15 protein-coding genes and 4 tRNA genes are annotated in these 26031 nt (G+C 55.7%); 17 read left to right on the top strand and 2 right to left on the bottom strand.

Annotated elements, in window-relative coordinates:
• The first annotated feature begins 114 nt into the window (after nt 1-114).
• The 15 genes from ACZ0AJ_RS21010 (at nt 115) to ACZ0AJ_RS21080 (ending at nt 19713) form a co-directional block, all read left to right on the top strand.
• Nucleotides 115-199, top strand: a tRNA-Tyr gene (locus tag ACZ0AJ_RS21010).
• Nucleotides 200-235: 36 nt separating this feature from the next.
• Nucleotides 236-309: transfer RNA gene (locus ACZ0AJ_RS21015), tRNA-Gly, on the top strand.
• Between the two features lie 39 nt (nt 310-348).
• Nucleotides 349-423, top strand: a tRNA-Thr gene (locus tag ACZ0AJ_RS21020).
• An 86-nt stretch (nt 424-509) separates the two neighbouring features.
• The gene (tuf, locus tag ACZ0AJ_RS21025; RefSeq protein WP_183554297.1) at nt 510-1703 is read left to right on the top strand and encodes an elongation factor Tu; all 1194 of its coding nucleotides are present in this window, start codon (nt 510-512) and stop codon (nt 1701-1703) included.
• A 102-nt stretch (nt 1704-1805) separates the two neighbouring features.
• A tRNA-Trp gene (locus tag ACZ0AJ_RS21030) sits at nt 1806-1881 on the top strand.
• A 36-nt stretch (nt 1882-1917) separates the two neighbouring features.
• Nucleotides 1918-2304 carry a preprotein translocase subunit SecE gene (secE, locus tag ACZ0AJ_RS21035; RefSeq protein ID WP_183554440.1) on the top strand — a complete coding sequence of 129 codons (387 nt, stop codon included), beginning with the start codon at nt 1918-1920 and terminating at the stop codon, nt 2302-2304.
• A 2-nt stretch (nt 2305-2306) separates the two neighbouring features.
• Nucleotides 2307-2993, top strand: a complete 687-nt coding sequence (gene nusG / locus ACZ0AJ_RS21040; protein WP_499456371.1) for a transcription termination/antitermination protein NusG — start codon at nt 2307-2309, stop codon at nt 2991-2993.
• Nucleotides 2994-3106: 113 nt separating this feature from the next.
• A complete protein-coding gene (gene rplK, locus ACZ0AJ_RS21045) occupies nt 3107-3538 on the top strand; it encodes a 50S ribosomal protein L11 (RefSeq protein WP_137172442.1) in 432 nt (143 codons plus the stop codon).
• Nucleotides 3538-4236 carry a 50S ribosomal protein L1 gene (gene rplA / locus ACZ0AJ_RS21050; protein ID WP_183554438.1) on the top strand — a complete coding sequence of 233 codons (699 nt, stop codon included), beginning with the start codon at nt 3538-3540 and terminating at the stop codon, nt 4234-4236. Before rplK ends, rplA begins: the two co-directional genes overlap by 1 nt.
• Nucleotides 4237-4509: 273 nt before the next feature.
• Nucleotides 4510-5046, top strand: a complete 537-nt coding sequence (rplJ, locus tag ACZ0AJ_RS21055; RefSeq protein WP_183554436.1) for a 50S ribosomal protein L10 — start codon at nt 4510-4512, stop codon at nt 5044-5046.
• 59 nt (nt 5047-5105) lie between these two features.
• Nucleotides 5106-5480 carry a 50S ribosomal protein L7/L12 gene (gene rplL / locus ACZ0AJ_RS21060; protein ID WP_183554434.1) on the top strand — a complete coding sequence of 125 codons (375 nt, stop codon included), beginning with the start codon at nt 5106-5108 and terminating at the stop codon, nt 5478-5480.
• Nucleotides 5481-5774: 294 nt separating this feature from the next.
• Nucleotides 5775-9884: a DNA-directed RNA polymerase subunit beta gene (gene rpoB, locus ACZ0AJ_RS21065; RefSeq protein WP_499456372.1), complete on the top strand. Its 4110-nt coding sequence runs from the start codon at nt 5775-5777 to the stop codon at nt 9882-9884.
• A 222-nt stretch (nt 9885-10106) separates the two neighbouring features.
• Nucleotides 10107-14354: a DNA-directed RNA polymerase subunit beta' gene (rpoC, locus tag ACZ0AJ_RS21070; RefSeq protein ID WP_183554430.1), complete on the top strand. Its 4248-nt coding sequence runs from the start codon at nt 10107-10109 to the stop codon at nt 14352-14354.
• A 145-nt stretch (nt 14355-14499) separates the two neighbouring features.
• Entirely contained in the window at nt 14500-15669 is a 1170-nt protein-coding gene (locus ACZ0AJ_RS21075) for an ATP-binding protein (RefSeq protein WP_499456373.1), read from the top strand.
• 9 nt (nt 15670-15678) lie between these two features.
• On the top strand, nt 15679-19713 hold the full coding sequence (locus ACZ0AJ_RS21080; RefSeq protein WP_499456374.1) for a hypothetical protein: 4035 nt from the start codon (nt 15679-15681) through the stop codon (nt 19711-19713).
• A 358-nt stretch (nt 19714-20071) separates the two neighbouring features.
• Here ACZ0AJ_RS21080 and ACZ0AJ_RS21085 read toward each other — a convergent pair whose 3' ends face one another.
• Nucleotides 20072-20224, bottom strand: coding sequence for a hypothetical protein (locus tag ACZ0AJ_RS21085; RefSeq protein ID WP_499456375.1), 153 nt, complete (start codon nt 20222-20224; stop codon nt 20072-20074).
• Nucleotides 20225-21115: 891 nt separating this feature from the next.
• Between ACZ0AJ_RS21085 and ACZ0AJ_RS21090 the strand changes: the two genes are divergently transcribed.
• Together ACZ0AJ_RS21090 and sodC are read left to right on the top strand one after the other, a co-directional pair.
• Entirely contained in the window at nt 21116-21682 is a 567-nt protein-coding gene (locus tag ACZ0AJ_RS21090; RefSeq protein ID WP_499456376.1) for a cysteine hydrolase family protein, read from the top strand.
• Between the two features lie 140 nt (nt 21683-21822).
• Nucleotides 21823-22344, top strand: coding sequence for a superoxide dismutase [Cu-Zn] SodC (sodC, locus tag ACZ0AJ_RS21095; protein WP_499456377.1), 522 nt, complete (start codon nt 21823-21825; stop codon nt 22342-22344).
• A gap of 83 nt (nt 22345-22427) precedes the next feature.
• On the opposite strand, the gene ACZ0AJ_RS21100 is transcribed toward sodC, so the two are convergent.
• Complete coding sequence (locus tag ACZ0AJ_RS21100) at nt 22428-25973, bottom strand: pectinesterase family protein (protein WP_499456378.1); 3546 nt, start codon at nt 25971-25973, stop codon at nt 22428-22430.
• Nucleotides 25974-26031: the final 58 nt, after the last annotated feature.

A 26031-nucleotide genomic window follows, 5' to 3' on the forward strand; every position in this document is an offset into this window, starting at 1 on the left:
TCGGACCGTTACAATCACGCCCCGAAGCAACGCTGTCAGGCGAAGTGGAAAAACCTTCTACCCAAACCTGATTGACAGTACGTTGAGCTTGCTTCATACTCTGCGGTTCTTCGCGGTGGGGTGGCCGAGTGGTTAAAGGCAGCAGACTGTAAATCTGCCCTCTCTGAGTACGCTGGTTCGAATCCAGCCCCCACCACCAAAAGAAGATCGTGAAGTCGAATTGAAGTTGTACCTCGCGGGTGTAGCTCAATGGTAGAGCAGAAGCCTTCCAAGCTTACGACGAGGGTTCGATTCCCTTCACCCGCTCCAGTGTTTTGCGGTGTGCAAGTTGAACATCGCACCAAATCAGCCCTTGTAGCTCAGTGGTAGAGCACTCCCTTGGTAAGGGAGAGGCCACGTGTTCAATCCACGTCAAGGGCACCAGAATTTTGTACGGCAGTCGCGTTGCACTCGTCCGTCAGGTGTGCCTGGTAATTCTCAAAAATATCGTTAGATCTTAGGAGTCTGAAATGGCAAAAGGTAAATTCGAACGGACCAAGCCGCACGTAAACGTCGGCACCATCGGTCACGTTGACCACGGCAAAACCACGCTGACGGCTGCAATCGCGACCGTCCTGTCGAAGAAATTCGGCGGCGAAGCCAAGGCCTACGACCAGATCGACGCGGCACCAGAAGAAAAAGCACGCGGCATCACCATCAACACCGCGCACGTCGAGTACGAGACCGAAAACCGTCACTATGCTCACGTTGACTGCCCAGGCCACGCCGACTACATCAAGAACATGATTACCGGTGCTGCGCAGATGGACGGCGCGATCCTGGTGTGCTCGGCTGCTGACGGCCCAATGCCACAGACCCGCGAGCACATCCTGCTGGCCCGTCAAGTTGGCGTTCCATACATCATCGTGTTCCTGAACAAGTGCGACCTGGTCGACGACGCAGAACTGCTGGAACTGGTCGAAATGGAAGTGCGTGAGCTTCTGTCGAAGTACGAGTTCCCAGGCGACGACGTCCCAATCATCAAGGGTTCGGCACGTATGGCTCTCGAAGGCAAGCCGGGCGAAATGGGTGAAGAATGCATCACCCGTCTGGCCGAAGCCCTCGACACCTACATCCCAACGCCAGAGCGCGCTGTTGACGGTGCGTTCCTGATGCCAGTGGAAGATGTGTTCTCGATCTCGGGTCGCGGTACCGTTGTGACCGGTCGTGTCGAGCGCGGCGTTGTCAAAGTCGGCGAAGAAATCGAAATCGTCGGCATCATCGACACCGTCAAGACCACTTGCACCGGCGTGGAAATGTTCCGCAAGCTGCTGGACCAGGGTCAAGCTGGCGACAACGTCGGCCTGCTGCTGCGCGGTACCAAGCGTGAAGATGTCCAGCGTGGTCAGGTTCTGGCAAAGCCAGGTTCGATCAAGCCGCACAACCACTTCACCGGCGAGATCTACGTTCTGTCGAAAGATGAAGGCGGCCGTCACACCCCGTTCTTCAACAACTATCGTCCACAGTTCTACTTCCGTACGACTGACGTGACCGGTTCGATCGAGCTGCCAGCAGACAAAGAAATGGTCATGCCAGGCGATAACGTGTCGATCACCGTCAAGCTGATCAACCCGATCGCGATGGAAGAAGGTCTGCGTTTCGCAATCCGTGAAGGCGGCCGTACTGTCGGCGCCGGCGTGGTCGCAAAGATTCTGCCTAACTAAGCAGAGCAGAGGGAAGCGGAAGTCATTTCCGTTTCCCTCGAACAGCATTGTCAGTGAGCGCGCGCTTGCTGTATAATGTTGGATTCAGCTGGAAGTTTTCGTAGGGGTGTAGCTCAATTGGCAGAGCGTCGGTCTCCAAAACCGAAGGTCGCGGGTTCGATTCCCTCCGCCCCTGCCACCGAATTCTGGTGCCAGGCACCGAAAGTAAAGAAGAATGTCTAATCAATCCGTGCAAACTGTCAGCACCTCGAATGACAAGTTCAAGGTCGCGCTGGCGGTGGTTGCAGCGATTGCAGGCGTCGTCGGGTTCTTTTACCTGACAGGCCAGAACAAACCAGCCTTGGTCGCCGCAGGCGCCCTTTTGGCTGGTTTAGTTTTTGCTGTCCTGCTTTTGTGGACTTCCACCACTGGCCGTGATTTCCTGAGCTTTGCCAAGGAATCGGTGCGCGAGACCAAGAAGGTCGTTTGGCCGACCCGCCGCGAAGCCTTGCAGATCACGGGCATCGTGTTTGCCTTTGTGGTTGTGATGGCGATTTTCCTGTGGGGCACCGACAAGATTCTCGAGCTCCTGTTGTACGACTTTGTCCTGGGTTGGAAATAAACATGAGCGAAAACGTACAAGAAGATACCGCGCCGGAAGAGATTCCGGCGGCCGGCGTCCCGGCGACCGGCGCTCCGGCGGCCGGCGCTCCGGAAGAAGGCGTTCCAGAGCAGGAAGCAGCACCAGAAGCAGCTGCACCCGTGAGTGTCCCGGTCAGCAACAAGCGCTGGTACGTCGTTCACGTCTACTCGGGTATGGAAAAGAGCGTGATGCGCGCCCTGACCGAGCGGATCGAACGCGGCGGCATGCAAGAACAGTTTGGCCAGATCCTGGTGCCAACCGAGGAAGTTGTCGAGATGCGCAACGGCACCAAGGCCGTTACCGAGCGCCGCTTCTTCCCGGGTTACGTGCTGGTCGAGATGGAAATGACCGACGAAACCTGGCACCTGGTGAAAAACACCAGCAAGGTTACCGGTTTCATCGGCGGCAAGTCGAACAAGCCGACCCCAATCCCGGCGCGCGAGATCGACAAGATCATGCAGCAGGTCCAGGAAGGTGTCGAGAAGCCTCGGCCAAAGACGCTGTACGAAGTGGGCGAACAGGTCCGGATCAAGGAAGGCCCGTTCACCGATTTCAACGGCAACGTCGAAGAAGTCAATTACGAAAAGTCGAAGGTGCGAGTTTCTGTTACCATCTTCGGCCGCGCGACTCCGGTGGAACTGGAGTTCGGGCAAGTCGAGAAAGTCTAAACGTCATAATCGGAACGTCGCAGCAGGTAGGCGGAATCCGGTAAGAGGAGCCCCGCCGGAGACGAGTAGTCGCGGTGGGGCGCTACTACTCAAGTCAAAGATAGGAGCCTTTCATGGCAAAGAAAATCATTGGCTTTATCAAGCTGCAAGTTCCAGCTGGTAAAGCAAACCCATCCCCACCGATCGGTCCAGCACTGGGTCAGCGCGGTCTGAACATCATGGAATTCTGCAAGGCGTTCAACGCCCAGACCCAGGGTGTCGAGCCAGGCATGCCAATCCCGGTCGTGATCACCGCGTTCGCCGACAAGTCGTTCACCTTCGTGATGAAGACCCCACCGGCAACGTACCTGATCAAGAAAGCCGCTGGCATCACCAAGGGTTCGGCCAAGCCGCATACCGACAAGGTTGCATCGCTGACCCGCGCTCAAGCTGAAGAAATCGCAAAAACCAAACAGCCGGACCTGACCGCCGCCGACATGGACGCAGCAGTGCGTATCATCGCTGGCTCGGCACGTTCGATGGGCATCACGGTGGAGGGTCTGTAATGGCTAAGCTGTCCAAACGCGTCAAAGCTATCAAAGCTAAAGTAGACCGCAATAAAGTCTACGCCTTCGACAACGGTCTGTCGCTGGTCAAAGAATTCGCCACTGCCAAGTTCAACGAGTCGATCGACGTCTCGGTGCAACTGGGTGTGGATCCGAAGAAGTCGGACCAAGTGGTTCGCGGTTCGGTCGTGCTGCCAGCAGGCACCGGCAAGACCGTGCGCGTTGCTGTGTTCGCAACGGGCGAGAAGGCTGAAGCTGCACGTGCAGCCGGCGCCGACATCGTCGGTATGGAAGACCTGGCCGAGCGCGTCAAAGCCGGTGACATGCCTTTCGATATCGTCATCGCGTCGCCAGACACCATGCGTATCGTCGGTACCCTGGGTCAGATCCTGGGCCCACGTGGCCTGATGCCTAACCCGAAAGTTGGCACCGTGACCCCAGACGTCGCAACCGCCGTCAAGAACGCCAAAGCCGGTCAGGTCCAGTACCGTACCGACAAGGCAGGTATCGTTCACGCAACGATCGGCCGTGCATCGTTCACCGACGAAGATCTGAAGAGCAACCTGGTTGCCCTGATCGACGCGCTGAACAAAGCCAAGCCAACCACGTCGAAAGGTGTGTACCTGCGCAAGGTCGCCCTGTCGTCGACGATGGGTGCTGGCGTGCGCATCGATCACGCTTCGATCGCTGCTGCTTAATTAGCAAATTCAAGTCCTCGCACCATTGGTGCGGGGCGATTCTTTGGGCTGTCGCAGTAACTGATCGCTGCGGCAGACAATCAAAGACCGTTGGGCCAAGTGCAGAGGTTGGGCATGCGGTTAAAAGACAACCCAACGCAGATGGTGTACCCGAACAAGTTTTGTAGTCCAGCTGCGTGAATTCATCCGCTCAGTTTAAGGCTTCTTAACTTCGGACGCCGTGTGTTCGAACCGATGTGAACATCTCGTTCTCATCATTTAAGGAGATTGACCGTGGGTCTTAATCTGAATGACAAAAAGGCCGTCGTCGAAGAAGTTTCCGCAAAAGTAGCATCTGCGCAAACCATCGTCGTCGCCGAGTACCGTGGCATCCAGGTTAGTCACTTGACCAAGCTCCGTGCATCCGCACGTGCCCAGGGCGTGTACCTGCGTGTTCTGAAGAACACGCTGGCTCGTCGCTCTGTTGAAGGCACGCAGTTTGCCTCGCTGGCTGATTCCATGACCGGTCCGCTGATCTATTCGATCTCGGACGATGCCGTTGCAGCAGCTAAAGTCATCAATGACTTCGCTAAAACCAACGACAAGCTGGTCATCAAAGCCGGTAACTACGCAGGTAAGCAGCTCGACGTAGCTGGCGTTACCTCGTTGGCAAGCATCCCATCCCGTGAAGTTCTCATCTCGCAGCTGTTGGGCGTCATGTTGGCTCCGGTGTCGGGCTTTGCACGTGGTCTGGCTGCCCTGGCAGCCAAAAAAGGCGAAGGTTCTTCCGAAGCAGCTCCGGCCGCAGAAGAAGCTCCTGCAGAAGCGTAAGCTTCCCTTTTTTTCAAGTACCAACCTGAACTACATACAAATCAAAACTGGAGTTTCAAATGGCAATTAGCAAAGACGATATCCTGAACGCAGTGAGCGAAATGTCCGTCATGGACCTGAACGAACTGGTCAAGGCATTCGAAGAGAAGTTCGGCGTGTCGGCAGCTGCAATGGCAGCTCCTGCAGCCGGTGGTGGCGCTGGCGCCGCTGCTGCTGAAGAGCAGACCGAGTTCAACGTTGTTCTGACCGAAATCGGCGCGAACAAAGTCGGCGTCATCAAGGCAGTCCGTGAAATCACCGGTCTGGGCCTGAAAGAAGCCAAAGACGTCGTCGACGGCGCTCCTAAGACGGTTAAAGAAGCCCTGCCAAAAGCAGAAGCTGAAGCCGCCAAGAAGAAGCTGGAAGATGCAGGCGCCAAGGCTGAACTGAAGTAATACATAGGCAAAGGGTGCTGTTCGCAGCACCTGATGCGGGAGTCAAAGCTTGCAAAACTTGCCGGAAGGCGGGAATTGCGGCTTTGGCTCTTTTGTCGTCCCTGCGACAGACGTCGCCAAGGAATGACAGAATAGAGACGGCAACACCGGCTCAGAAATATCGTAACACAGCAGTTTGCTTGTCCTTTTCATCTGGCGCGAAAGAGTAAAGACTTCAGGAATTGTGTGTGGTGGTGGCGCGTGCCACTGGCAAATCCTGAATTCTTCATCCTTTCTGTCACTCACGGAGTGTCCATGCACTACTCATTTACTGAGAAGAAGCGTATTCGCAAGTCGTTCGCGAAACGCGCCAACGTTCACAACGTTCCCTACCTGCTGGCTACCCAGCTGGAATCCTACGAGAACTTCCTCCAGGCTGATGCTGTCCCATCGGGACGCAAGGCCGAGGGTCTGCAGTCGGCTTTTTCTTCGATCTTCCCTATCGTGTCGCACAATGGTTTTGCGCGCCTCGAGTTCCTGTCGTATGTGCTGGGTGACCCTGCGTTTGACGTGAAAGAGTGCCAGCAGCGTGGCCTGACCTTCGCGTCGCCGCTGCGCGCCAAGGTGCGTCTGGTGATCCTGGACAAGGAATCGCCGACCAAGCCGGTCGTCAAGGAAATGAAGGAACAAGAAGTCTACATGGGCGAACTGCCACTGATGACCACGAACGGTTCGTTCGTGATCAACGGCACCGAGCGCGTGATCGTGTCCCAACTGCACCGTTCGCCGGGCGTGTTCTTCGAGCACGACCGCGGCAAGACGCACTCGTCGGGCAAGCTCCTGTTCTCGGCACGGATCATTCCTTACCGCGGTTCGTGGCTCGACTTCGAGTTCGACCCGAAGGATATCCTGTTCTTCCGCGTCGACCGTCGCCGCAAGATGCCAGTGACGATCCTGCTCAAGGCCATCGGCATGACGCCAGAACAGATCCTGGCGAACTTCTTCGTCTTCGACAACTTCGTCGTGCGCAACGACGGCGGCGAACTCGAGTTCGTCCCCGAGCGTCTGCGCGGCGAAGTCGCGCGTTTCGACATCGTCGATCCGAAGTCGGGCAAAACCATTGTCACCAAGGACAAGCGGATCAACGCGAAGCACGTCCGTGACATCGAAGCTGCCGGCATCAAGACCATCTCGGTCCCTGAAGACTACCTGCTGGGCCGCGTGCTGGCCAAGAACATCGTCGACCAGGACACCGGTGAAGTCATCGCTGTCGCCAACGACGAGCTGACCGAAGAACTGCTGGGCAAGCTGCGCGATGCAGACGTGACCGAAATCCAGACGCTGTACACCAACGATCTGGACCAGGGCGGCTATATCTCGCAAACCCTGCGCACCGACGACACCGCTGACCGCACCGCGGCGCGCGTGGCGATCTACCGCATGATGCGTCCTGGCGAACCGCCAACCGAAGAATCGGTCGAAGCGCTGTTCAACGGCCTGTTCTACATGCCGGAACGCTACGACCTGTCGGCTGTCGGCCGCATGAAGTTCAACCGCCGTATCGGCCGTGATGAACTGACCGGCGACATGACCATGTCGAACGAAGACATCCTGGCCGTGATCAAGATTCTCGTCGAGCTGCGCAATGGCCGCGGCGAAGTCGATGACATCGATCACCTGGGTAACCGTCGCGTCCGTTGCGTCGGCGAGCTGGCCGAGAACCAGTTCCGTGCTGGCCTGGTCCGCGTGGAACGTGCAGTCAAGGAACGTCTCGGCCAGGCCGAAGCGGACAACCTGATGCCGCATGACCTGATCAACAGCAAGCCGATCTCGGCCGCGATCCGTGAGTTCTTCGGTTCGTCGCAGCTGTCCCAGTTCATGGACCAGACCAACCCGCTGTCCGAAGTGACGCACAAGCGTCGCGTTTCGGCTCTGGGCCCTGGCGGTCTGACCCGCGAACGTGCAGGCTTCGAGGTGCGCGACGTGCACCCGACCCACTACGGCCGCGTGTGCCCGATCGAAACGCCTGAAGGCCCGAACATCGGTCTGATCAACTCGCTGGCACTGTACGCCCGCCTGAATGAATACGGCTTCCTGGAAACCCCGTACCGCAAGGTCGATGGTTCGAAGGTTACCGATCAGATCGATTACCTGTCGGCCATCGAAGAAGGTCGCTACATCATCGCCCAGGCAAACGCCGCGATCAATGAAAACGGCCAACTGGTCGACGAGCTGGTCTCGTCGCGTGAAGCCGGCGAAACGATCCTGGTCTCGCCAGAGCGCGTCCAGTACATGGACGTTGCACCAGGCCAGATCGTGTCGGTCGCTGCCTCGCTGATTCCGTTCCTGGAACACGATGATGCGAACCGTGCACTGATGGGCGCCAACATGCAGCGTCAGGCCGTGCCTTGCCTGCGTCCTGAGAAGGCCGTTGTCGGTACCGGTATCGAACGCACCGTGGCAGTCGACTCGGGTACCACCGTGCAGGCACTGCGTGGCGGTATGGTCGACTACATCGATGCGGGCCGCGTCGTCATTCGCGTGAACGACGATGAAGCACAGGCTGGTGAAGTCGGCGTCGACATCTACAACCTGATCAAGTACACCCGTTCGAACCAGAACACCAACATCAACCAGCGTCCGATCGTGCAGGTTGGTGACCGCGTCGCCCGTGGCGACGTGATCGCCGACGGCGCATCGACCGACCTGGGCGAACTGGCCCTGGGTCAGAACATGCTGGTGGCGTTCATGCCGTGGAACGGTTTGAACTTCGAAGATTCGATCCTGATCTCGGAAAACGTCGTCAAGGATGACCGCTACACCTCGATTCACATCGAAGAGCTGTCGGTCGTGGCACGTGACACCAAGCTGGGCGCGGAAGAAATCACCCGCGACATCTCGAACCTGGCAGAAAACCAGCTGGCGCGCCTGGATGAATCGGGCATCGTCTACATCGGCGCCGAAGTGCAGGCTGGCGACGTGCTGGTCGGTAAGGTCACGCCAAAAGGCGAAACCCAGCTGACACCAGAAGAAAAGCTGTTGCGCGCGATCTTCGGCGAAAAAGCGTCGGACGTGAAAGACACCTCGCTGCGCGTGCCTTCGGGCATGGTCGGCACCGTGATCGACGTGCAAGTGTTCACTCGCGAAGGCATCCAGCGTGACAAGCGCGCCCAGCAGATCATCGACGATGAACTCAAGCGCTATCGCCTGGACCTGAACGACCAGATGCGTATTGTCGAGGGCGATGCCTTCGAGCGTCTGGAGCGCATGCTGATCGGCAAGATCGTCAATGGCGGTCCGAAGAAGATGGCCAAGGGCGCGGCGATTACTGCCGAGTACCTGGCGGACCTGGACAAGTTCCACTGGTTCGACATCCGTCCGGCAGAAGACGACACCGCGAACGCCCTCGAAGCGATCAAGGAATCGATCAACGAGAAGCGTCACCAGTTCGATCTGGCCTTCGAAGAGAAGCGCAAGAAGCTGACGCAAGGCGACGAGCTGCAGCCAGGCGTGCAGAAGATGGTCAAGGTCTACCTGGCCGTCAAGCGCCGCCTGCAGTCGGGCGACAAGATGGCAGGCCGTCACGGTAACAAGGGTGTGGTCTCGCGTATCGTGCCAGTGGAAGACATGCCGTTCATGGCGGACGGTCGTCCTGCCGACGTCGTGCTGAACCCGCTGGGCGTGCCATCGCGCATGAACGTCGGTCAGATCCTGGAAACCCACCTCGGTTGGGCGGCCAAGGGCCTGGGCTGGCGTATCGGCGAAATGCTGCAGGCGCAAGCGAAGGCACAAGACCTGCGCGTGTTCCTGGACAAGATCTACAACGAAACCGGCCGCAAGGAAGACCTGGACAGCTTCAGCGATGAAGAGATCCTGACCCTGGCGGGCAACCTCAAGAACGGCGTGCCGTTCGCGACCCCGGTCTTCGATGGCGCCCACGAAGAAGACATTCGTCGTATGCTGGATCTGGCGTTCCCGGACGACATCGCTGCGAACCTGGGCATGACCCCGTCGAAGAACCAGGTCACGATGTTCGACGGTCGCACCGGCGAAGCATTCGAGCGCAAGGTCACCGTTGGCTTCATGCACATGCTGAAGCTGCATCACCTGGTTGACGACAAGATGCACGCGCGTTCGACTGGTCCGTACTCGCTCGTGACGCAGCAGCCACTGGGCGGTAAAGCCCAGTTCGGCGGCCAGCGCTTCGGTGAGATGGAGGTGTGGGCACTGGAAGCGTACGGCGCATCGTACGTGCTGCAAGAGATGCTGACTGTGAAGTCGGATGACGTGAACGGCCGTACGAAGGTCTACGAGAACCTGGTCAAAGGTGACCACGTGATCGAAGCCGGCATGCCAGAGTCGTTCAACGTGCTGGTGAAGGAAATCCGTTCGCTGGGTATCGATATCGATCTCGAGCGCAACTAAGCAGGCAGCAAGGCCGCCAGCCTTCGGGCACGGCCTGCGCCTTCAAAACGTCGTTCCCGCGCAGGCGGGAACCTAAGCCCGGTAAGTCACCGGCAAACTTGGATTCCCGCCTGCGCGGGAATGACAGTTTTAAGGGTAGTGGGCTTGGCAAGCACTGGCGAAAATCAGTGAGGAGCTGGCGGCAAGCAAGTCAGTAAAGAATTCAATCACCTGGAGTGATACATGAAAGCACTGCTCGATCTATTCAAGCAAGTTCAGCAAAACGAAAGTTTCGACGCCATCAAGATTGGCCTGGCGTCGCCTGAAAAAATCCGTTCGTGGTCGTTCGGCGAAGTCAAGAAGCCGGAAACCATCAACTACCGCACGTTCAAGCCTGAGCGCGATGGCCTGTTCTGCGCCAAGATCTTTGGTCCTATCAAGGACTACGAATGCCTGTGCGGCAAATACAAGCGCCTGAAGCACCGCGGCGTGATCTGCGAGAAGTGCGGCGTTGAAGTCACGCTGGCCAAGGTGCGCCGTGAGCGCATGGGCCACATCGAGCTGGCTTCGCCAGTCGCGCACATCTGGTTCCTGAAGTCGCTGCCATCGCGTCTGGGCATGGTCCTGGACATGACGCTGCGGGACATCGAACGCGTGCTGTACTTCGAAGCATACGTCGTCACCGATCCAGGCATGACCCCGCTCAAGAAGAGCCAGATCATGTCGGAAGACGATTACGCCGCCAAATACGAAGAGTACGGCGACGACTTCACCGCATTCATGGGCGCCGAAGGTATCCGTGAACTGCTGCGCTCGATCGACATCCACCGCGATGCCGACGCGCTGCGCGTGGAACTCAAAGAGTCGAAGTCCGAAGCCAAGATCAAGAAATACGCCAAGCGCCTGAAAGTGCTCGAAGCGTTCCAGCGTTCGGGCATCAAGCCTGAATGGATGATCATGGAAGTTCTGCCGGTCCTGCCGCCAGAACTGCGTCCGCTCGTCCCGCTGGACGGTGGCCGTTTCGCCACGTCCGACCTGAACGACCTGTATCGCCGCGTCATCAACCGTAATAACCGCCTGAAGCGCCTGATGGAACTGCGCGCACCAGAGATCATTACGCGTAACGAAAAGCGCATGCTGCAGGAAGCAGTCGATTCGCTGCTGGACAACGGCCGTCGCGGTAAAGCGATGACCGGCGCCAACAAGCGTCCGCTGAAGTCGCTGGCCGAGATGATCAAGGGTAAGGGCGGTCGTTTCCGTCAGAACTTGCTGGGCAAGCGCGTCGACTACTCGGGCCGTTCGGTCATCGTGGTCGGTCCACAGCTGAAACTGCACCAGTGCGGCCTGCCGAAACTGATGGCTCTGGAACTGTTCAAGCCATTCATTTTCAACAAGCTTGAACTGATGGGTCTGGCTACGACCATCAAGGCTGCGAAGAAGCTCGTCGAAGTGCAAGAGCCAGTTGTTTGGGACATCCTTGAAGAAGTCATCAAGGAACACCCGATCATGCTGAACCGTGCGCCGACGCTGCACCGTCTGGGTATCCAGGCGTTCGAGCCGGTCCTGATTGAAGGCAAGGCTATCCAGCTGCACCCACTCGTCTGCGCGGCGTTCAACGCCGACTTCGACGGTGACCAGATGGCTGTCCACGTCCCGCTGTCGATCGAAGCACAGATGGAAGCACGTACGCTGATGCTGGCGTCGAACAACATTCTGTTCCCATCGAACGGCGAACCGTCGATCGTGCCGTCCCAGGATATCGTGCTGGGTCTGTACTACGCATCGCGCGAGGCAATCAACGCCAAGGGCGAGGGCATGATGTTCCCGGACGTGTCGGAAGTCATCCGCGCGTACGACAACAAGGAAGTCGAACTGGCGACCCGCATCACCGTGCGTATCGTGGAATTCCCACGCAACGCCGAAGGTGGCTTCGACCAGACCCTGACCCGCTACGAGACCACGGTCGGCCGTGCGATCCTGTCCGAGATCCTGCCAAAAGGCTTGCCATTCTCGGTGCTGAATCGTTCGCTGAAGAAGAAGGAAATCTCGAAGCTGATCAACACGTCGTTCCGCAAGTGCGGTCTGCGTGCGACCGTCGTGTTCGCCGACAAGCTGATGCAGTCGGGCTTCCGCCTGGCAACGCGCGCCGGTATCTCGATCGCCGTCGACGACATGATGATCCCGGACGTCAAGAAGGGCATGATCGCTGCCGCTGAAGCCGAAGTGAAACAGATCGAGCAGCAGTACAGCTCGGGTCTGGTCACCGCCGGCGAGCGCTACAACAAGGTCGTTGACATCTGGGGCAAAACCTCCGATGAAGTCGGCAAGGCGATGATGGACCAGCTGAAAATCGAGCCGGTCACCAAGCGTGATGGCACCGAAGGCACCCAGGAATCGTTCAACGCGATTTACATGATGGCCGACTCGGGCGCCCGTGGTTCGGCAGCCCAGATTCGTCAGCTGGCCGGTATGCGTGGTCTGATGGCGAAACCGGACGGTTCGATTATCGAAACGCCGATTACCGCGAACTTCCGCGAAGGCCTGAACGTGCTTCAGTACTTCATCTCGACCCACGGCGCTCGTAAAGGTCTGGCCGATACCGCGCTGAAGACCGCAAACTCGGGTTACCTGACCCGTCGTCTGGTCGACGTGACGCAGGATCTGGTGGTGATCGAGGACGATTGCGGCACCAACAACGGCACGCACATGAAGGCGCTGGTCGAAGGTGGTGAAGTCATCGAAGCCCTGCGCGACCGTATCCTCGGCCGTGTCACCGGTACCGATGTCGTCAATCCTGAAACCCAGGAAACCCTGTTCGAAGCCGGCACGCTGCTGGACGAAGACATGGTCGAAGAGATCGAACGCGTCGGCATCGACGAAGTGAAGGTCCGCACGCCACTGAACTGCGACACGCGCTTCGGCCTGTGCGCCAAGTGCTATGGCCGCGACCTGGGCCGCGGCATGCTGGTCAACAGCGGTGAAGCAGTCGGCGTCGTGGCAGCACAGTCGATTGGTGAGCCGGGTACCCAGCTGACCATGCGTACGTTCCACATCGGTGGTGCGGCATCGCGTGCAGCAGTGGCGTCGTCGGTCGAAGCCAAGTCGAACGGTACGGTTCGCTTCACGGCAACCATGCGTTACGTCACCAACGGCAAGGGCGCGCAAATCGTCATTACCCGTTCGGGCGAAGTGCTGATCACGGACGATCATGGCCGTGAGCGCGAGCGTCACAAGGTGCCGTACGGTGCGACCCTGATCGTCAAGGATGGCCAGGCTGTCAAAGCTGGTATCGCCCTGGCAACGTGGGATCCGCTGACCCGTCCGATCATCACCGAGTATGCTGGTACCATCCGCTTCGAAAACGTCGAAGAGGGCGTCACCGTCGCTCGCCAGGTGGACGATGTAACCGGTCTGTCGACCCTGGTCGCGATCGATCCGAAGCGTCGTGGTTCGGCCGGCAAGGTGCTGCGTCCGCAGGTCAAGCTGCTGAACGAAGAGAACCAGGAAGTCAAGATCGCGGGCACCGAACACGCCGTGGCCATTGGTTTCCAGGTCGGCTCGCTGATCATGGTCAAGGACGGTCAGCAAGTGTCCGTCGGTGAAGTGCTGGCACGTATCCCGACTGAATCGCAGAAAACGCGAGACATTACCGGTGGTCTGCCACGCGTTGCCGAGCTGTTCGAAGCACGTTCGCCGAAAGACGCCGGCATGCTGGCGGAAGTCACGGGTACTGTCGCGTTCGGTAAAGAGACCAAGGGCAAGCAACGCCTTGAGATCACCGACATGGACGGCAACAAGCACGAGTTCCTGATCACCAAAGACAAGCAAGTGCTGGTCCACGATGGTCAAGTCGTGAACAAGGGCGAGATGATTGTCGACGGCCCAGCCGATCCGCAAGACATCCTGCGCCTGCTGGGTATCGAATCGCTGGCCCGCTACATCGTCGACGAAGTGCAGGACGTGTACCGTCTGCAAGGCGTGAAGATCAACGACAAGCACATCGAGGTGATCGTTCGCCAGATGCTGCGTCGTGTTCAGATCGTCGAAGCAGGCGACACCGACTACATCATCGGCGAGCAGGTGGAGCGTTCGGAGCTGCTGGACCAGAACGACCGCATGAATGCGGTGGGCAAGCTGCCGGCAACGTACGAAAACGTGCTGCTGGGTATTACCAAGGCATCGCTGTCGACCGATTCGTTCATCTCGGCCGCATCGTTCCAGGAAACCACCCGCGTGCTGACCGAAGCGGCGATCATGGGCAAGCGCGACGGTCTGCGCGGCCTGAAAGAGAACGTCATCGTCGGTCGCCTGATCCCGGGCGGTACGGGTCTGGCATTCCACCGCGCTCGCAAAGAGAAGGAAGTGTGGGAAGCGGAAGAGCGCCAGGCATTGCTGCAGCAAGAGAAGGCCAATATGGCTGCCGAGCTGCAAGCGATGGAAGACCAGCAAGTTGCTTCGGCTTCGGCTGAGCAGCACGACGACGGCGAGTAACAAAATTCTATAACGCCGAAAGCACCCGAAAGGGTGCTTTTTTTTTGGGCGCATACAATAGTTTCAAAAAAATTTTAAAACAACGTCGTTTTAAAACAATTTCGTTGTACTATAAGCGGAACTAACTAATATTCGGAGAAGCAGAATGGACTATAGAACTAAATCTTATGGTCGCCAAGAACAAGTTAAGCAACTTTTCAAATTATTCGAGGCTGGTAGGAATGTATCAATGCATGGCCCTCGTCGCTTAGGAAAAACATTTGTATTAGATCGAGTTGTTGATGATGCATTAGCTAACAGATGGACAGCGGTTAAAGCTGAAATTGCAGGGTGCTCAGACAGTAAATCTGTCTTCCGCGAATTATGTAGTCGTCTTGGCACCGCGCGGTCGGGTGGGGCTCAAGCTATTTCATGGATCTTTCAACGGTTGATTCAATTCGCAGATCCTAGGACAGAGGCTGGGGGCGCGTGGTATCAACCCTTCGTAACCCTAGATCACGAAGCCTATTTTGAGCGTCTTGTACATGCAATGCACGATGATTCAAAGACCCGCTGGGTGCTTTTGATTGATGAGCTGCCCATTTTCCTAAAGGCGTTGCATGACAAAGGTCCTCTTGGCGTTGCGAATGCTAGAGATTTCATGAATATGCTTGCTCGATTGCAACAGCAGTATCCAAATGTGCGATGGATGATAACTGGATCCATCGGAATAGAGCCACTCGCGCAAGCAGGTTCATATATGGGGGTACTTGCTAAGTTTGAAAGTTTCGAACTAACCCAGCTTACTTTCGACCAGTCAGTCGATTTCGTGCAAGATCAAGCCAGCCGTGGAAAAATTCTGAACAGAAATGAAATAACCAACGAAGAGGCAACTTTGATTGTAGAGGCTGCAGGATGGAGAGCTGCCTACTATCTTGATGCAATCGCTCAAAAGCTAGAGGGCAAGCCACAATTGGACAGTGAAGGTGCGCGAAACGCAGTTGACTCAGCTGTGAATAAGTTGGTTAATTTTAAAGAGATGAAAGCATTTGGTGTATGGGAAGAACACATTAGAAAGCACTATAATCAGGCCGATAAAGAAGTGGCATTCTTAACTTTGAATTTTCTCAGCAAAAATAGTCAGCCGAAGAAATTTGACGAAGTTGTGAATGAGATAGAAAATAAAAATGGTGATGCTCAAAACCTTCGAGGAATTCTACTGCGACTTGCGAGCGAAGGATTCATTAATTTTGATGGAATAGATACTGATGAGCCGCAGATGTCATTCTCGAACCCATTGTTGCGGCGTTGGTGGTCTGGCGTGCTCCCAAAGTAGGTAACAAAAATGGACTTAACTTATTTTAATCCGAACTCGTTGAACGAAAAAGATTTCGTTCGGGGTTATGTCGCCCGTAATAAGACATATGAATTTTTTTTAAAGCAGCTTGCACTTACGCCTCTAAGTGGAAGTGCTGATCATTATTTAATAGTCGCTCCCAGGGGATTTGGAAAAACATCTTTATTGAGGCGCGTTTCCATCGGTGTGCAAAATGATGCTCAACTGAGTAGTAGATTTATTCCTTTGCGTTTTCGAGAGGAGCAACATAACGTTATTAGCTTAGATATATTTTGGCGAAATTGCTTATTATCTCTAGCTGAGACGCGAGAGGACGAACTGGCCGATCCAAGCGAAGTAGACGCGCTTGACAAGTTATGGGGTAAATTTCCACCAAGGCAAATCCTGTCTCAAGAAGAGCAGGATGGCGAGCCAGCATGGGAGGCTTTCCGGGCATGCTGCGAAAGTTTAAATAGAAGACCTTTGTTGCTAATAGACAATCTCGACACTTTATTAGCCGGGCTACCTTTAAACCACCAGTGGGGATTACGAAGGTGCCTGCAACGAGACGACGGTCCAATTCTCATCGCTGCTTCCTCAAAATACCCGGTAACTATTCAAGACTATTCAGCACCATTTTTCGACTTCTTTAAAATCCACTCGCTAGACAAACTAGATGATGATGAGGTATTCGCCTGCTTACGCAACCTTGCACTTAACCGCGGAAATGCTGGTCAGCATGTATTAGGCTTACTCGAAAAAGATTCCGGCCGCATAGCTGCTTTGAACACACTCGCAGGCGGAAATCCAAGAACTTTGAGTGTTCTATATGGTGTTTTAGAATCCCACATGAGCGCAGATGTTCTATCGCAGTTAACGGCAATGTTAGATACGTTCACGGGTTGGTATCAAGCAAGAACCGAAGAGTTACCTTTGCAGCAGCGAGCAGTATTCGACGCACTTGCGTTGAATTGGGATCCAATGACTGCAGCAGCTTTGGGCGAGGCTACTGGCCTAGATACGTCTGCAGTTAGTAGTCAGCTTTCAAGGCTGGAGAAATCCAGTTACGTTGAGACAGTACCGTTGAGCAGACGAAGTAAGGGGAGAAAGGGCTATCAAGTAAGTGAGCGCTTTTTCAATATTTGGTACTTGATGAGAAATGGTCCTCGTCGGGCGAGACAAAGCATACGGTTTTTGACAAGTTTCCTTCAGACATGCTTTAGCCCGTCCGAGCGCCGTAGTATGGCGATGAAAGCATTGGAGAATAATGGCGCAGATCCAGGCTACAGTCTAGCTTTAGCTAGCTGTATGAGATCAGGCAAGTTGCGTCACCAGTTAATTGATCAAGCTCATACTCGTTCAAGTCAGATAGGTTTGAGCAATGAATATGGACCGTTGATCCATGATTTACGGAATGAACAGGTAAACTTAACTCTTTCTATAGATGCCGATAACATTAGCAGTCAGACAGATTTGAAGAGTGAAGAGATTTCATTTGATGCTATAGTAAAGAAGATTGCCGTTCAGCCCGAGGAAAATGATTTTTATAATCTTTCTCGAGCTTTTATAGATAAAGGAGTTGATTTACTCAACTCTAATTTGATTGAGGAACTTATTGCTGCAATTGACCGAATATCCAGTATTTATCGCGGAAATAGTATCAAGCGATTCCAAGAATTTAACAGTCGTATTACTGTTCTTAAAGGCGCTGCATTAGCACATGTCCAAAGGTTCGAGGAAGCATTGGAAGTTTATCAAACAATTCTGCAATCTGATTCTTATTCAAAAGGATTCATAACTGTCGACATTGTTGCAAATGTAATGTTTTCAGTAGCGTCAATTTATGAAAAAATGGCTCAGCCTCTAAATGAAATAAAAGTATATGATGAAATTATTGAGCGGTTCGGTGATGACTATGATGTCAATTTCGAAAAATATATTGTTCGAGCAATGTATAACAAAGGATTAACTTTGGGTTCTTTGGGGCAGACTGAAGAGGAGTTAAGTTTATACGATTACATAATTGACAACTTTAGCTCTTCTACCATTCCTCAAGTGCACGAGTGGATATCGCATGCGTATATAAACAAGGCTGTCACGATTGGCTTGGTAGGCAATTATGAGGGCGAGATATCGGTGTACGATGAGCTAATTAGTGCATATGAAATCGACGATTCAAGCAGTACTATCCAAGAAAATATAGTTAAGGCAATGTTGTATAAGGCTATCACTTTTGGAAATCTTGGTAGAGATAATGTCGAATCTGAGATATATAGCGAAATCGTGCAAATTTTTGACAAGACTGATGGGGAGGCCATTCAGGAACTGGTCGTCAAAGCATTAATTAATAAGGCAGCTAAACTCAGAGTGGTTGGTGATTACTTAGCCGAGTTAGATATCTATGAAAAAGTCTTGCGCAAGCTTCAGTTGTTTGCTAAAGACAGAATAGACGAATATAAGCCCTCGGTCTTGATGAATAAAGCTCTTACGCTTGGTATTCTTGGGGAGAGTTACAACGAGCGAGCTATTTATGACCAAGTATTTCTTGAGTATGCGGCTGCTGAGAAAGGTGACGTGCAATCATATGCTGCAAAATCTCTTTTCAACAAGGCGCTAACACTGGGCGAGGATGGAGACTTTGAAGGCGAACTCGAAACCTATAACATGATAATCGAAACCTTCGGATTATCAAGTGAGGTTGCCATTCAGGAGTCGGTAGTAAAAGTAATGCTGAACAAGGGTGTTCGTTTGCGTGATCAGGGTAAAAAAGATGAAGCGCTTACGATTTTTGACATTATTCTTGAAAAATATGGTTCGTTAACTGGAGATATTTTCCAAAGCAATTTGGTGATGTCACTTTTTGCAAAAGCTGCTCTACTTGGTGAATCAGGTCAAAGGGCTGCTGAGGTAGCTATATATGAGACTATCATTAATCAATTTGGCGAGCTTGAAATTGCGTCTAGGTTTGTTGTTAGGTCGATCGTAAATCGCGGGATAATTCTTGGAAAAGACGGTGATGCCAAATCAGAGCTTGATAGCTATAACGATGCAATTGTGCGCTTCGAAAATTCAAAAAACGAAGAGGTAGTAAACTGTGTTTTAGATGCTCTTGAATATAGGGCTGATTTTTATCGCGCGTCTGGCCAGTTAGAAAATTCGATTGAGTCGCTATCTAAGGTGATTGCACGAACGGACAAAAATCCATCGGAGTTAATGCAGTTAAGACAGGCTAGAGCTTTGTTTTTCAGAGCTTTGGCTTATGAAAAACTAGGTTGGTTATCTGATTATTCCAAAGATATCGACATGGTAATATCTAATTTCGGACTTGCTAGAAATGAAGATATTGCGGATTATGTAATGACAGCCTATTTATCTAAGGCAGTTTCTTTGCGTAATCAAAATCTGACTGAGCAGTCAAAGAAAGTTTACGAAGCTGGTATAAGCTGGGATAGTTCAGTCTCTAATTTTTATATTGGTCTTGGAAACTTATATTTAGATAATATCGGAGATGTTAGTGCTGCTGTGAGAACTTTTGACTCAGGTATATCGGTTGCAAATAAATTAAGTGACTTGGCTATATTAAAAGCAAATCTGGCGTATGCTCACGGGTTGTTTTTAGATAAGGCTGTTGCTAAGGAGTATGCTATGGCCGCTATGGAAGCAGTTGATAAAATTTCTCCAGCAGGAAGGTATCTTCTTAAAGCTTTGCCGATTTGGAATCTTGAAACTGATTGGGTTGTGGTATTCAGCAACATTGGTGAGGCACTGCTATGCGATGATCCCACATTGTGGGATGCATTTGAAGATGATTTGCAAAGACTATTAGCCTATATCTTGGTGAATAAGCAGGGGCATGAATTTAGAAAATGGCTTGTTTCAAAAGAGCTTGATCAAAAATTCGCGCCACTGTACCACGCATTTGTTGGGGCCGACGAAGGAGAGGATTATTTATTGAAAGTAAATCCAGAAACTCGCCAGGCAGCTGAAGGAATTTACAGTGGCATAGTGCGAAAAAGTAACATATACAGAAGGCTTTTGAGCTAGTTCCAATTGTCTACTCATTGAATGCGCTGATCCTTTATCGAGAGCTGAGCGCCAAAGTCGGCTGCACCTTCTGTATTTTTGCGTTCGATCATAAAGTCGGATCGCATGAGAGAAATAAGGGATAACCATATCACTCGGAAGCTGATGCAGCAAGAGAGGTGCAACATGACTGCCGAGCTGCAAGTGATGGAAGGCCAGAAAGTTGCTTCAGCTTCGGTTCGAGTAATCATCTGAGTTGAAAGCCGAGACGGCACCCTGAGGGTGCCGTTTTTTTCGCCTGTGTTCTCGGCAAGCGCCGTCAGCAGATACTGCCACCGATGCTTTTGCCGCTAATGAAGTCGAATCCAAAGCTGCACACTTAGTCGTTCTTTTTGCTCAAGGTACAAGTCAGATGTTCGTGATCCTTGTGGCGGATACGCATCCCGCTGCCTTGCGTACACGGGTCTCCTCGGTCCGGCCCGATGGCATCGAAGATATCCTTGGCCGCATTGCCTTCGATGGAAAATGCCACTTTCTTGTCGTTCGGCCTGGGCGCTGTCGGATCTCCAAGTCCACCCCCATAGAGCCGGTACGAGGCAGCGGTTTGCACATACGGCCCTAGATCGGTGTCAGCTGCAATAACAGGCAATACGAGTATAAAAATGAGAGGGCATAACCGCTGAATGTTCATAGAGTCGTCTTAATCTAGATCGATGTGGAATTGATCGTGGTGCCTCTGGTGGCGTACGTCAGGTCACGCGTTGGCGGTACCAGATATAGCCAGCGAGTAGGCTGCACAAGGGCAGGCCAAAGGCAGCATACGCTTGCAGGCAGTACGCAGAGCCTTGCCCATTGCGTAAGTGTGAGCCAACATCAGGTGAGTGAAGTTCCATGAGCAGGTTCGCAAACCATATTGCGGCGGGTAGTATGCAGATGATGCCGAGCCACGGTTTTCATGCGTGAGCCGACGAGGCAAATGATTGCTGCGGCCAGATTGATTTTCCAGAAAAGCGACGTAGAGGGCTCTTTGTCACTGACCTCAGCAAACACAGTCGCTGGGTATACCACTACTTTCAAAATGGCGACGTTCAATATTGCACGATAGGTGGAAGGTAGCATTCCAGACGCCCTCATGATTGATGTCCTCGTTGACCAGATGATTTGGTGGGATGCACCACCTGAGGATAATTAGCTATTCCGCATCGTTCTGACTTATGCGCAGTCAGGCAGCGAAGTTATCTCTGCAGCAGACCGGGACGCTGTCTTAGGAACGGCTGCATTTCTGCCGCAAAAATGACGAGCGAAAAGACGCCGCCATGTTTGGCAGATGCAGATTTTCTTAGTTCCGAGACCTATCAGATTGACACTGGTTACCGAATATCCTGCTGTGTTAGCTTAGCCATTCCGCCATAGAGAAATCGGCATGTCCTATCCCCCAGCCCTGATCATCATCGACATGCAACAGGGCATGCAATCCGCGACCACGCCGCCCCGCAACAACCCGATCGCCGAGGACATGATCGCGCGCCTGCATACGGCCTGGCGGGCGGCAGGGCGCCCGGTCATCAGCGTCCGCCATATCAGCCGCTCACCGAACTCCCTCTTCGCACCAGGACAATCCGGCGTGGAATTCCAACCCCGCTTCCATCCACTGGCCCATGAGCACTTGGTCGAGAAGAATGTCCCCGATGCCTTCATCCACACCGGCCTCGAGCGCTGGCTGCATGCGCGCGGCATCACGCATCTGGTGATCGTCGGCGTCAGCACCAATAACTCGGTCGAGGCCACTGCACGCACGGCAGGCAATCTGGGGTTTGCCACCATCGTGGTGTCGGATGCGACCTTCACGTTCGACAAGACGGATTTTGGCGGCACGCATCGTAGCGCCGAGGACGTCCATTTGATGGCCCTGGCGAACCTGCACGGCGAATACGCTGAGGTCATGTCGTGCGACGACGTGCTGCGCCGCTACGCAGCAGACATCGCTTGACAGAGAAATAGCCCTCCGGGCCGTTTAGCTTGTTGTTTCCGTGACCCGGAAGCCCTGGCCAGCCGAACACCCCCTCAGCATGGAATGGTCTACACTCACTTGTCTTTTCAATATCCCGAAATTTTGCCAAGGAGTGAACCATGAACAAACAATGGATGAGTGCTGTCCTGTTCGGCGCCCTGTGCGCCTCCGCCAGCGCTGCCGACATGTCGGTCACGCTGAAAATGGCCACCGATAAAGGCGAAGGCGCCAGCATCGGTACCGTCAAAATCAGCGAAACCCAGTACGGCGTCGTGTTCACTCCTGAGCTCAAGGATCTGACCCCGGGCCTGCACGGCTTCCACGTGCACGCCAACGGCAGCTGCGCACCGAACCAGGCAGACGGCAAGACCGTCCCTGCAGGCGCCGCCGGCGGTCACCTCGACCCGGCCAACACCAAGAAACACGGCACCCCATGGGGCGATGGCCACCTGGGCGATCTGCCAGGCCTCTCCGTTGACGCCAAGGGCATGGCCACCAATCCGGTGCTGGCTCCGCGCATGAAAATGGCGGACCTCAAGGGCAAGGCCCTGATGGTGCACGTCGGTGGCGACAACCATGCCGATCATCCAGCACCGCTGGGTGGTGGCGGCGCCCGCATGGCATGCGGCGTGATCCAGTAATCCGGTAGACGCACAAGCAGCAAACGCGCAGGGCCCATCGCTTGTACACCAAGCGATGGGCCCTGCGTCATTTCAACCCTTCGTTACGGCTGCGGATTCCAGCCTTCTCCGGCGCCAAACGCCGCGAACACCTGGGCGCGGTTCGAGAAACCCGCTTCCACCTCATCGGCGCGCAGCAGGTAGCCGCCGACGCGGCGCGACAGGTCCAGCGGCATGCCGGCGAGGTCGGTGCTGCCGTATTCGCGCCAGCCGCTCACCGCATTGGGCACCACCGGATTGGGCGCAGGCTGGCTGTTTACGCCCAGCCCGGCCCAGCCTGCGGGCGCCACATGCCGGTCCATCCGGGTGTTGATGAACGCGATGTTGTCGTAGCTCGCCGTGCCGCCTGGGCTGCGCGCCAGCCAGGTGGCGCCGTCCGGCACCTCGCTCTTGAGCGGGCCGCGGCCCGGACCACGCGTCAGCGCGCTGTTGAGGAAGACAAAACCCTTGTCGGCCGGATTGATCACGCGTGCCTGCAGCACGTAACCACCGCTGGTCGGGCTGGAGGTATCGCCGATCGTGCGGATCTCGCTTTCCTCGAACAGCGCGGCGCGGCTGCCGCCCCAGATGAAGTCCACGTTGCCCGATACCAGGCTGCGGTAGAACCAGTTGAACCCCTTCAGGTTGAGCGTGTCCTGCTCGCTGTAGAACGCGCTGTTTTTCGCGATCAGGCGGCCACCGTCATTGTTGAAGTACAGCGTTTCGGCCTGGCCGGTGGTGGGACCGCGTAGCGTCGTGTTGTCGATGCTGAGGGTGTCGAGCACGAGCATGTCCGACGTTTCGACCAGCATCACGGCGCGCCCGCCGGTCGCCGCTGCAGCAGCGTTTGCCACCTGGCTCGCGCCGGTAAAGGGATTGAGCGTATTGTGGTTGGTATAGCGGATCACCACGCCGTCGCGGCTCTGGCCGACGATGCTGACATTGTCCTTGCCACGCAAAAAGAGCAGCTCCTCGTACGCGCCGTTCATCACCCGGATCGTCACCGGCTCGGCCCGGGCGAAGTTCTGCATCGCATAACTGAGCGCCCCCTGAACAGTGCGGAAATCGGCCACGCCATCGTCGTCCACCGTCACGCTCGTGCCGCTCGGCGCAGCCGCGCGGGTGGTAAATGCCCATCCAGCAGGCTTGCCGATACCCCGGAACGGCACACCGCCAAGGCTGGTGCCCGTGAAGACGCCGTCGGCGATCGCCACGTAATACCCCGTGTTGTAATCCAGCTTGTTGCTGTGCAGCTTGATGGTCACCGCGTTGCCGACAATCTGGATCGGCGTCGTATTCACCTTGCGGATCTGGTCCTGGCCCGGATAACCGAGCATGTCGGTTTCACCGGTCAGCTTGATCACATCCACCAGTGCATCGTCCGCCTGGCGGAAGACCCGGATCGTGCCGCCCGTGCCGAGGACCGGCGGCTTGTCGAACACCAGCTTGAGCGTGCTGTCGATGTAGGCGGCACTTTCCATCGCCGCTGGCACGGCGACGCCGTCCAGTTGGTACACCTGGGTCGGCTGGACGAATTGCGGCGCAATCATCACCGCAATCGAACGCGTCATGGTGGCGTCCGAGCCGGCCCGGAACAGAATGTTCGCCGTGCCCGCGCCCACCGGTGCGATCGTGGCCGTGGCGCCGTCGAGCGTGACGGTGGCCACGGCAGGGTTGCTCGACTCGGCGGTGAAGCTGTCGGGCGTGCCGTCGGCCGCCACCGCAGTGACCTGCACCTGCAGCGGGGTATCGCCAGCTTCGGCGGCCCAGGTGGGTGTGCCGGGGGCGAGCGTCAGCTGCACCGGTTTCATGCGCGGGTCGCCAATGCGCACGTCATCGATCTGGAAGCTCTTGTTGGCCGTGTACAGCCCGACCCGGCCGCGCGCGGCAAAGCTGCTGTCGGTCACCGAGCCGAGATTTTCACCGTCGAGATACACCGTCAGCGTGGCGCCGACCATCTCGAACCGCACCGTATAGAACTGGGCGTCCATTGCGATCGGTTTGCGCACCGCGCGCTGCCGGTTGAGCGCCGCATTCAGCATCTTGACGATTTCGACCTGGGTGCTGGTGGTGGCATTCTGCACGTTCAGGCCGGCGCCGTACCAGTTGTTGACATCGACGTAGCGGGTGACCAGGAACAGGAACTTGTTCCCGGTGGTGCCGTTGGTCATCGGCCGGATGCGCGCTTCGACAAAGTAGTCGCCCGACGGCACGGCGCCCATCTCGCTGTCCTTGATCAGGGCCAGCACGCCGCCGGTGGTGGCTGCCGTGTATTGCAGAACCTTGTTGGCGCTGCCTGCAGCTTCCGTCACCACGCTGAAGGTGCCGTTCGGGCCTGGCAATGGCTTCAGGTCCCATTTGGCGCTGCCGCCATTCTGGAAGTCGTCGCAGAAGTAGAAGCCGGTCGCGGGGCAGGCCAGCGTCGGCCCTGTATCGACGACGACCTTGCCGGTGCCGCTGATGGTCGTCACCAGCTTGCCGCCGCCGGCCTGCGCCAGCGCGTTGGCCTTGACCAGCGGGATCGGCCGTGCGCTGAAGGTGTACGGCGGAGTCCAGGTGACGGTCGTCGGCACGCCGCAGGCGCCGAGCGGTTTGGCGTTGAGCAGCGAACCGGTGTCCTTGAAGGCGCCGGGAATCGTGCCGCCGAAGTTCTCGACGATATCGCTGCAGGCGGTGGCGCCCGCGACCTCGAACACATTGTTGTTCGACAGGATCTTGGCGGCGTGGCCGACGCCAACGTAATAGCTGGTGGCATAGACCGGGTGCGACGTCGAACCGGCATAGTAGTTGTTGAACAGGTGCACCTGGCCATAGCGCACGCGCGGTGCGCGGCTGGTGACGTCACGGAACACGTTGTTGCTGAACGTGACGCGCAGCTTGCCCTCGTCAGCCGTTGCACCGTCGCCGCTGCCAACCAGGTTGTTCTTGTTGTGCTCGCCGAAGACGTTGTACGACACGGTGACGTAGTCGGACGCATTCGTGATATCGACCGCGCCGTCATGGCACTGCTTCACCTTGCCGTTCTCGACAGGCAGGAAGTTATCCGTGCGCGGCACGTCGGTAAAGCTGTTGTGGTCGATCCAGACATGGCTCGAACCGGTCACGGCGATGGCGTCGAAGGCGCTGTTCCAGTTGCCGCTGGAGCCATCGTTCGGATCCCAGACGGGCGCAACGTCGCACGGATTGACGAGCTTGAGGTTGCGGATGATGATTTGCGAGACGTTCGACAGAATGATGTGGCCGTTGACGATGCCCGCATTGGCGCCGCCGATCAGCGTCGTATTGCTTTTCAGCCGCACCGCGCCGCGCGCCGCCTGGTCCGCGTTGCTGGTGTAGGGCTGGCCTTCGCTCATGTCGAGCACGCCGACGAGCTTGATGATCTTGCTGTCGACGCCGCCGTTCTGGATCGCTGCCAGCAGCTGGGCGCGGTTGGTGACCGTGTAGATCTGGGATTCGACGGCATTCGCGCCGCCGACGGTGCCGCCAGCTTGGCTGGCCCAGCCGTCGGCAGGGGCGCTCTGGCGTGCCGGATCGACTGCAGCCGCAGCGTGTCCGCCGCTGACAAAGAGTAGGGCAGCGCACAGCGCTGCATGCAAACCTGGATAGTGCATGTGGTTCTCCTGGTGGAGGAAATGAGGCCGCGAGCCCGCCGCCGCGCTTGAAGCGCTG

It is taken from the genome of Telluria sp. AC161 (assembly GCF_979258535.1).

Coding starts and splice junctions, on each gene's coding strand:
- tuf (WP_183554297.1), top strand. CDS start 510: ATGGCAAAAGGTAAATTCGAACGGACCAAGCCGCACGTAAACGTCGGC.
- secE (WP_183554440.1), top strand. CDS start 1,918: ATGTCTAATCAATCCGTGCAAACTGTCAGCACCTCGAATGACAAGTTC.
- nusG (WP_499456371.1), top strand. CDS start 2,307: ATGAGCGAAAACGTACAAGAAGATACCGCGCCGGAAGAGATTCCGGCG.
- rplK (WP_137172442.1), top strand. CDS start 3,107: ATGGCAAAGAAAATCATTGGCTTTATCAAGCTGCAAGTTCCAGCTGGT.
- rplA (WP_183554438.1), top strand. CDS start 3,538: ATGGCTAAGCTGTCCAAACGCGTCAAAGCTATCAAAGCTAAAGTAGAC.
- rplL (WP_183554434.1), top strand. CDS start 5,106: ATGGCAATTAGCAAAGACGATATCCTGAACGCAGTGAGCGAAATGTCC.
- rpoB (WP_499456372.1), top strand. CDS start 5,775: ATGCACTACTCATTTACTGAGAAGAAGCGTATTCGCAAGTCGTTCGCG.
- rpoC (WP_183554430.1), top strand. CDS start 10,107: ATGAAAGCACTGCTCGATCTATTCAAGCAAGTTCAGCAAAACGAAAGT.
- ACZ0AJ_RS21075 (WP_499456373.1), top strand. CDS start 14,500: ATGGACTATAGAACTAAATCTTATGGTCGCCAAGAACAAGTTAAGCAA.
- ACZ0AJ_RS21080 (WP_499456374.1), top strand. CDS start 15,679: ATGGACTTAACTTATTTTAATCCGAACTCGTTGAACGAAAAAGATTTC.
- ACZ0AJ_RS21090 (WP_499456376.1), top strand. CDS start 21,116: ATGTCCTATCCCCCAGCCCTGATCATCATCGACATGCAACAGGGCATG.
- sodC (WP_499456377.1), top strand. CDS start 21,823: ATGAACAAACAATGGATGAGTGCTGTCCTGTTCGGCGCCCTGTGCGCC.
- ACZ0AJ_RS21100 (WP_499456378.1), bottom strand. CDS start 25,973: ATGCACTATCCAGGTTTGCATGCAGCGCTGTGCGCTGCCCTACTCTTT.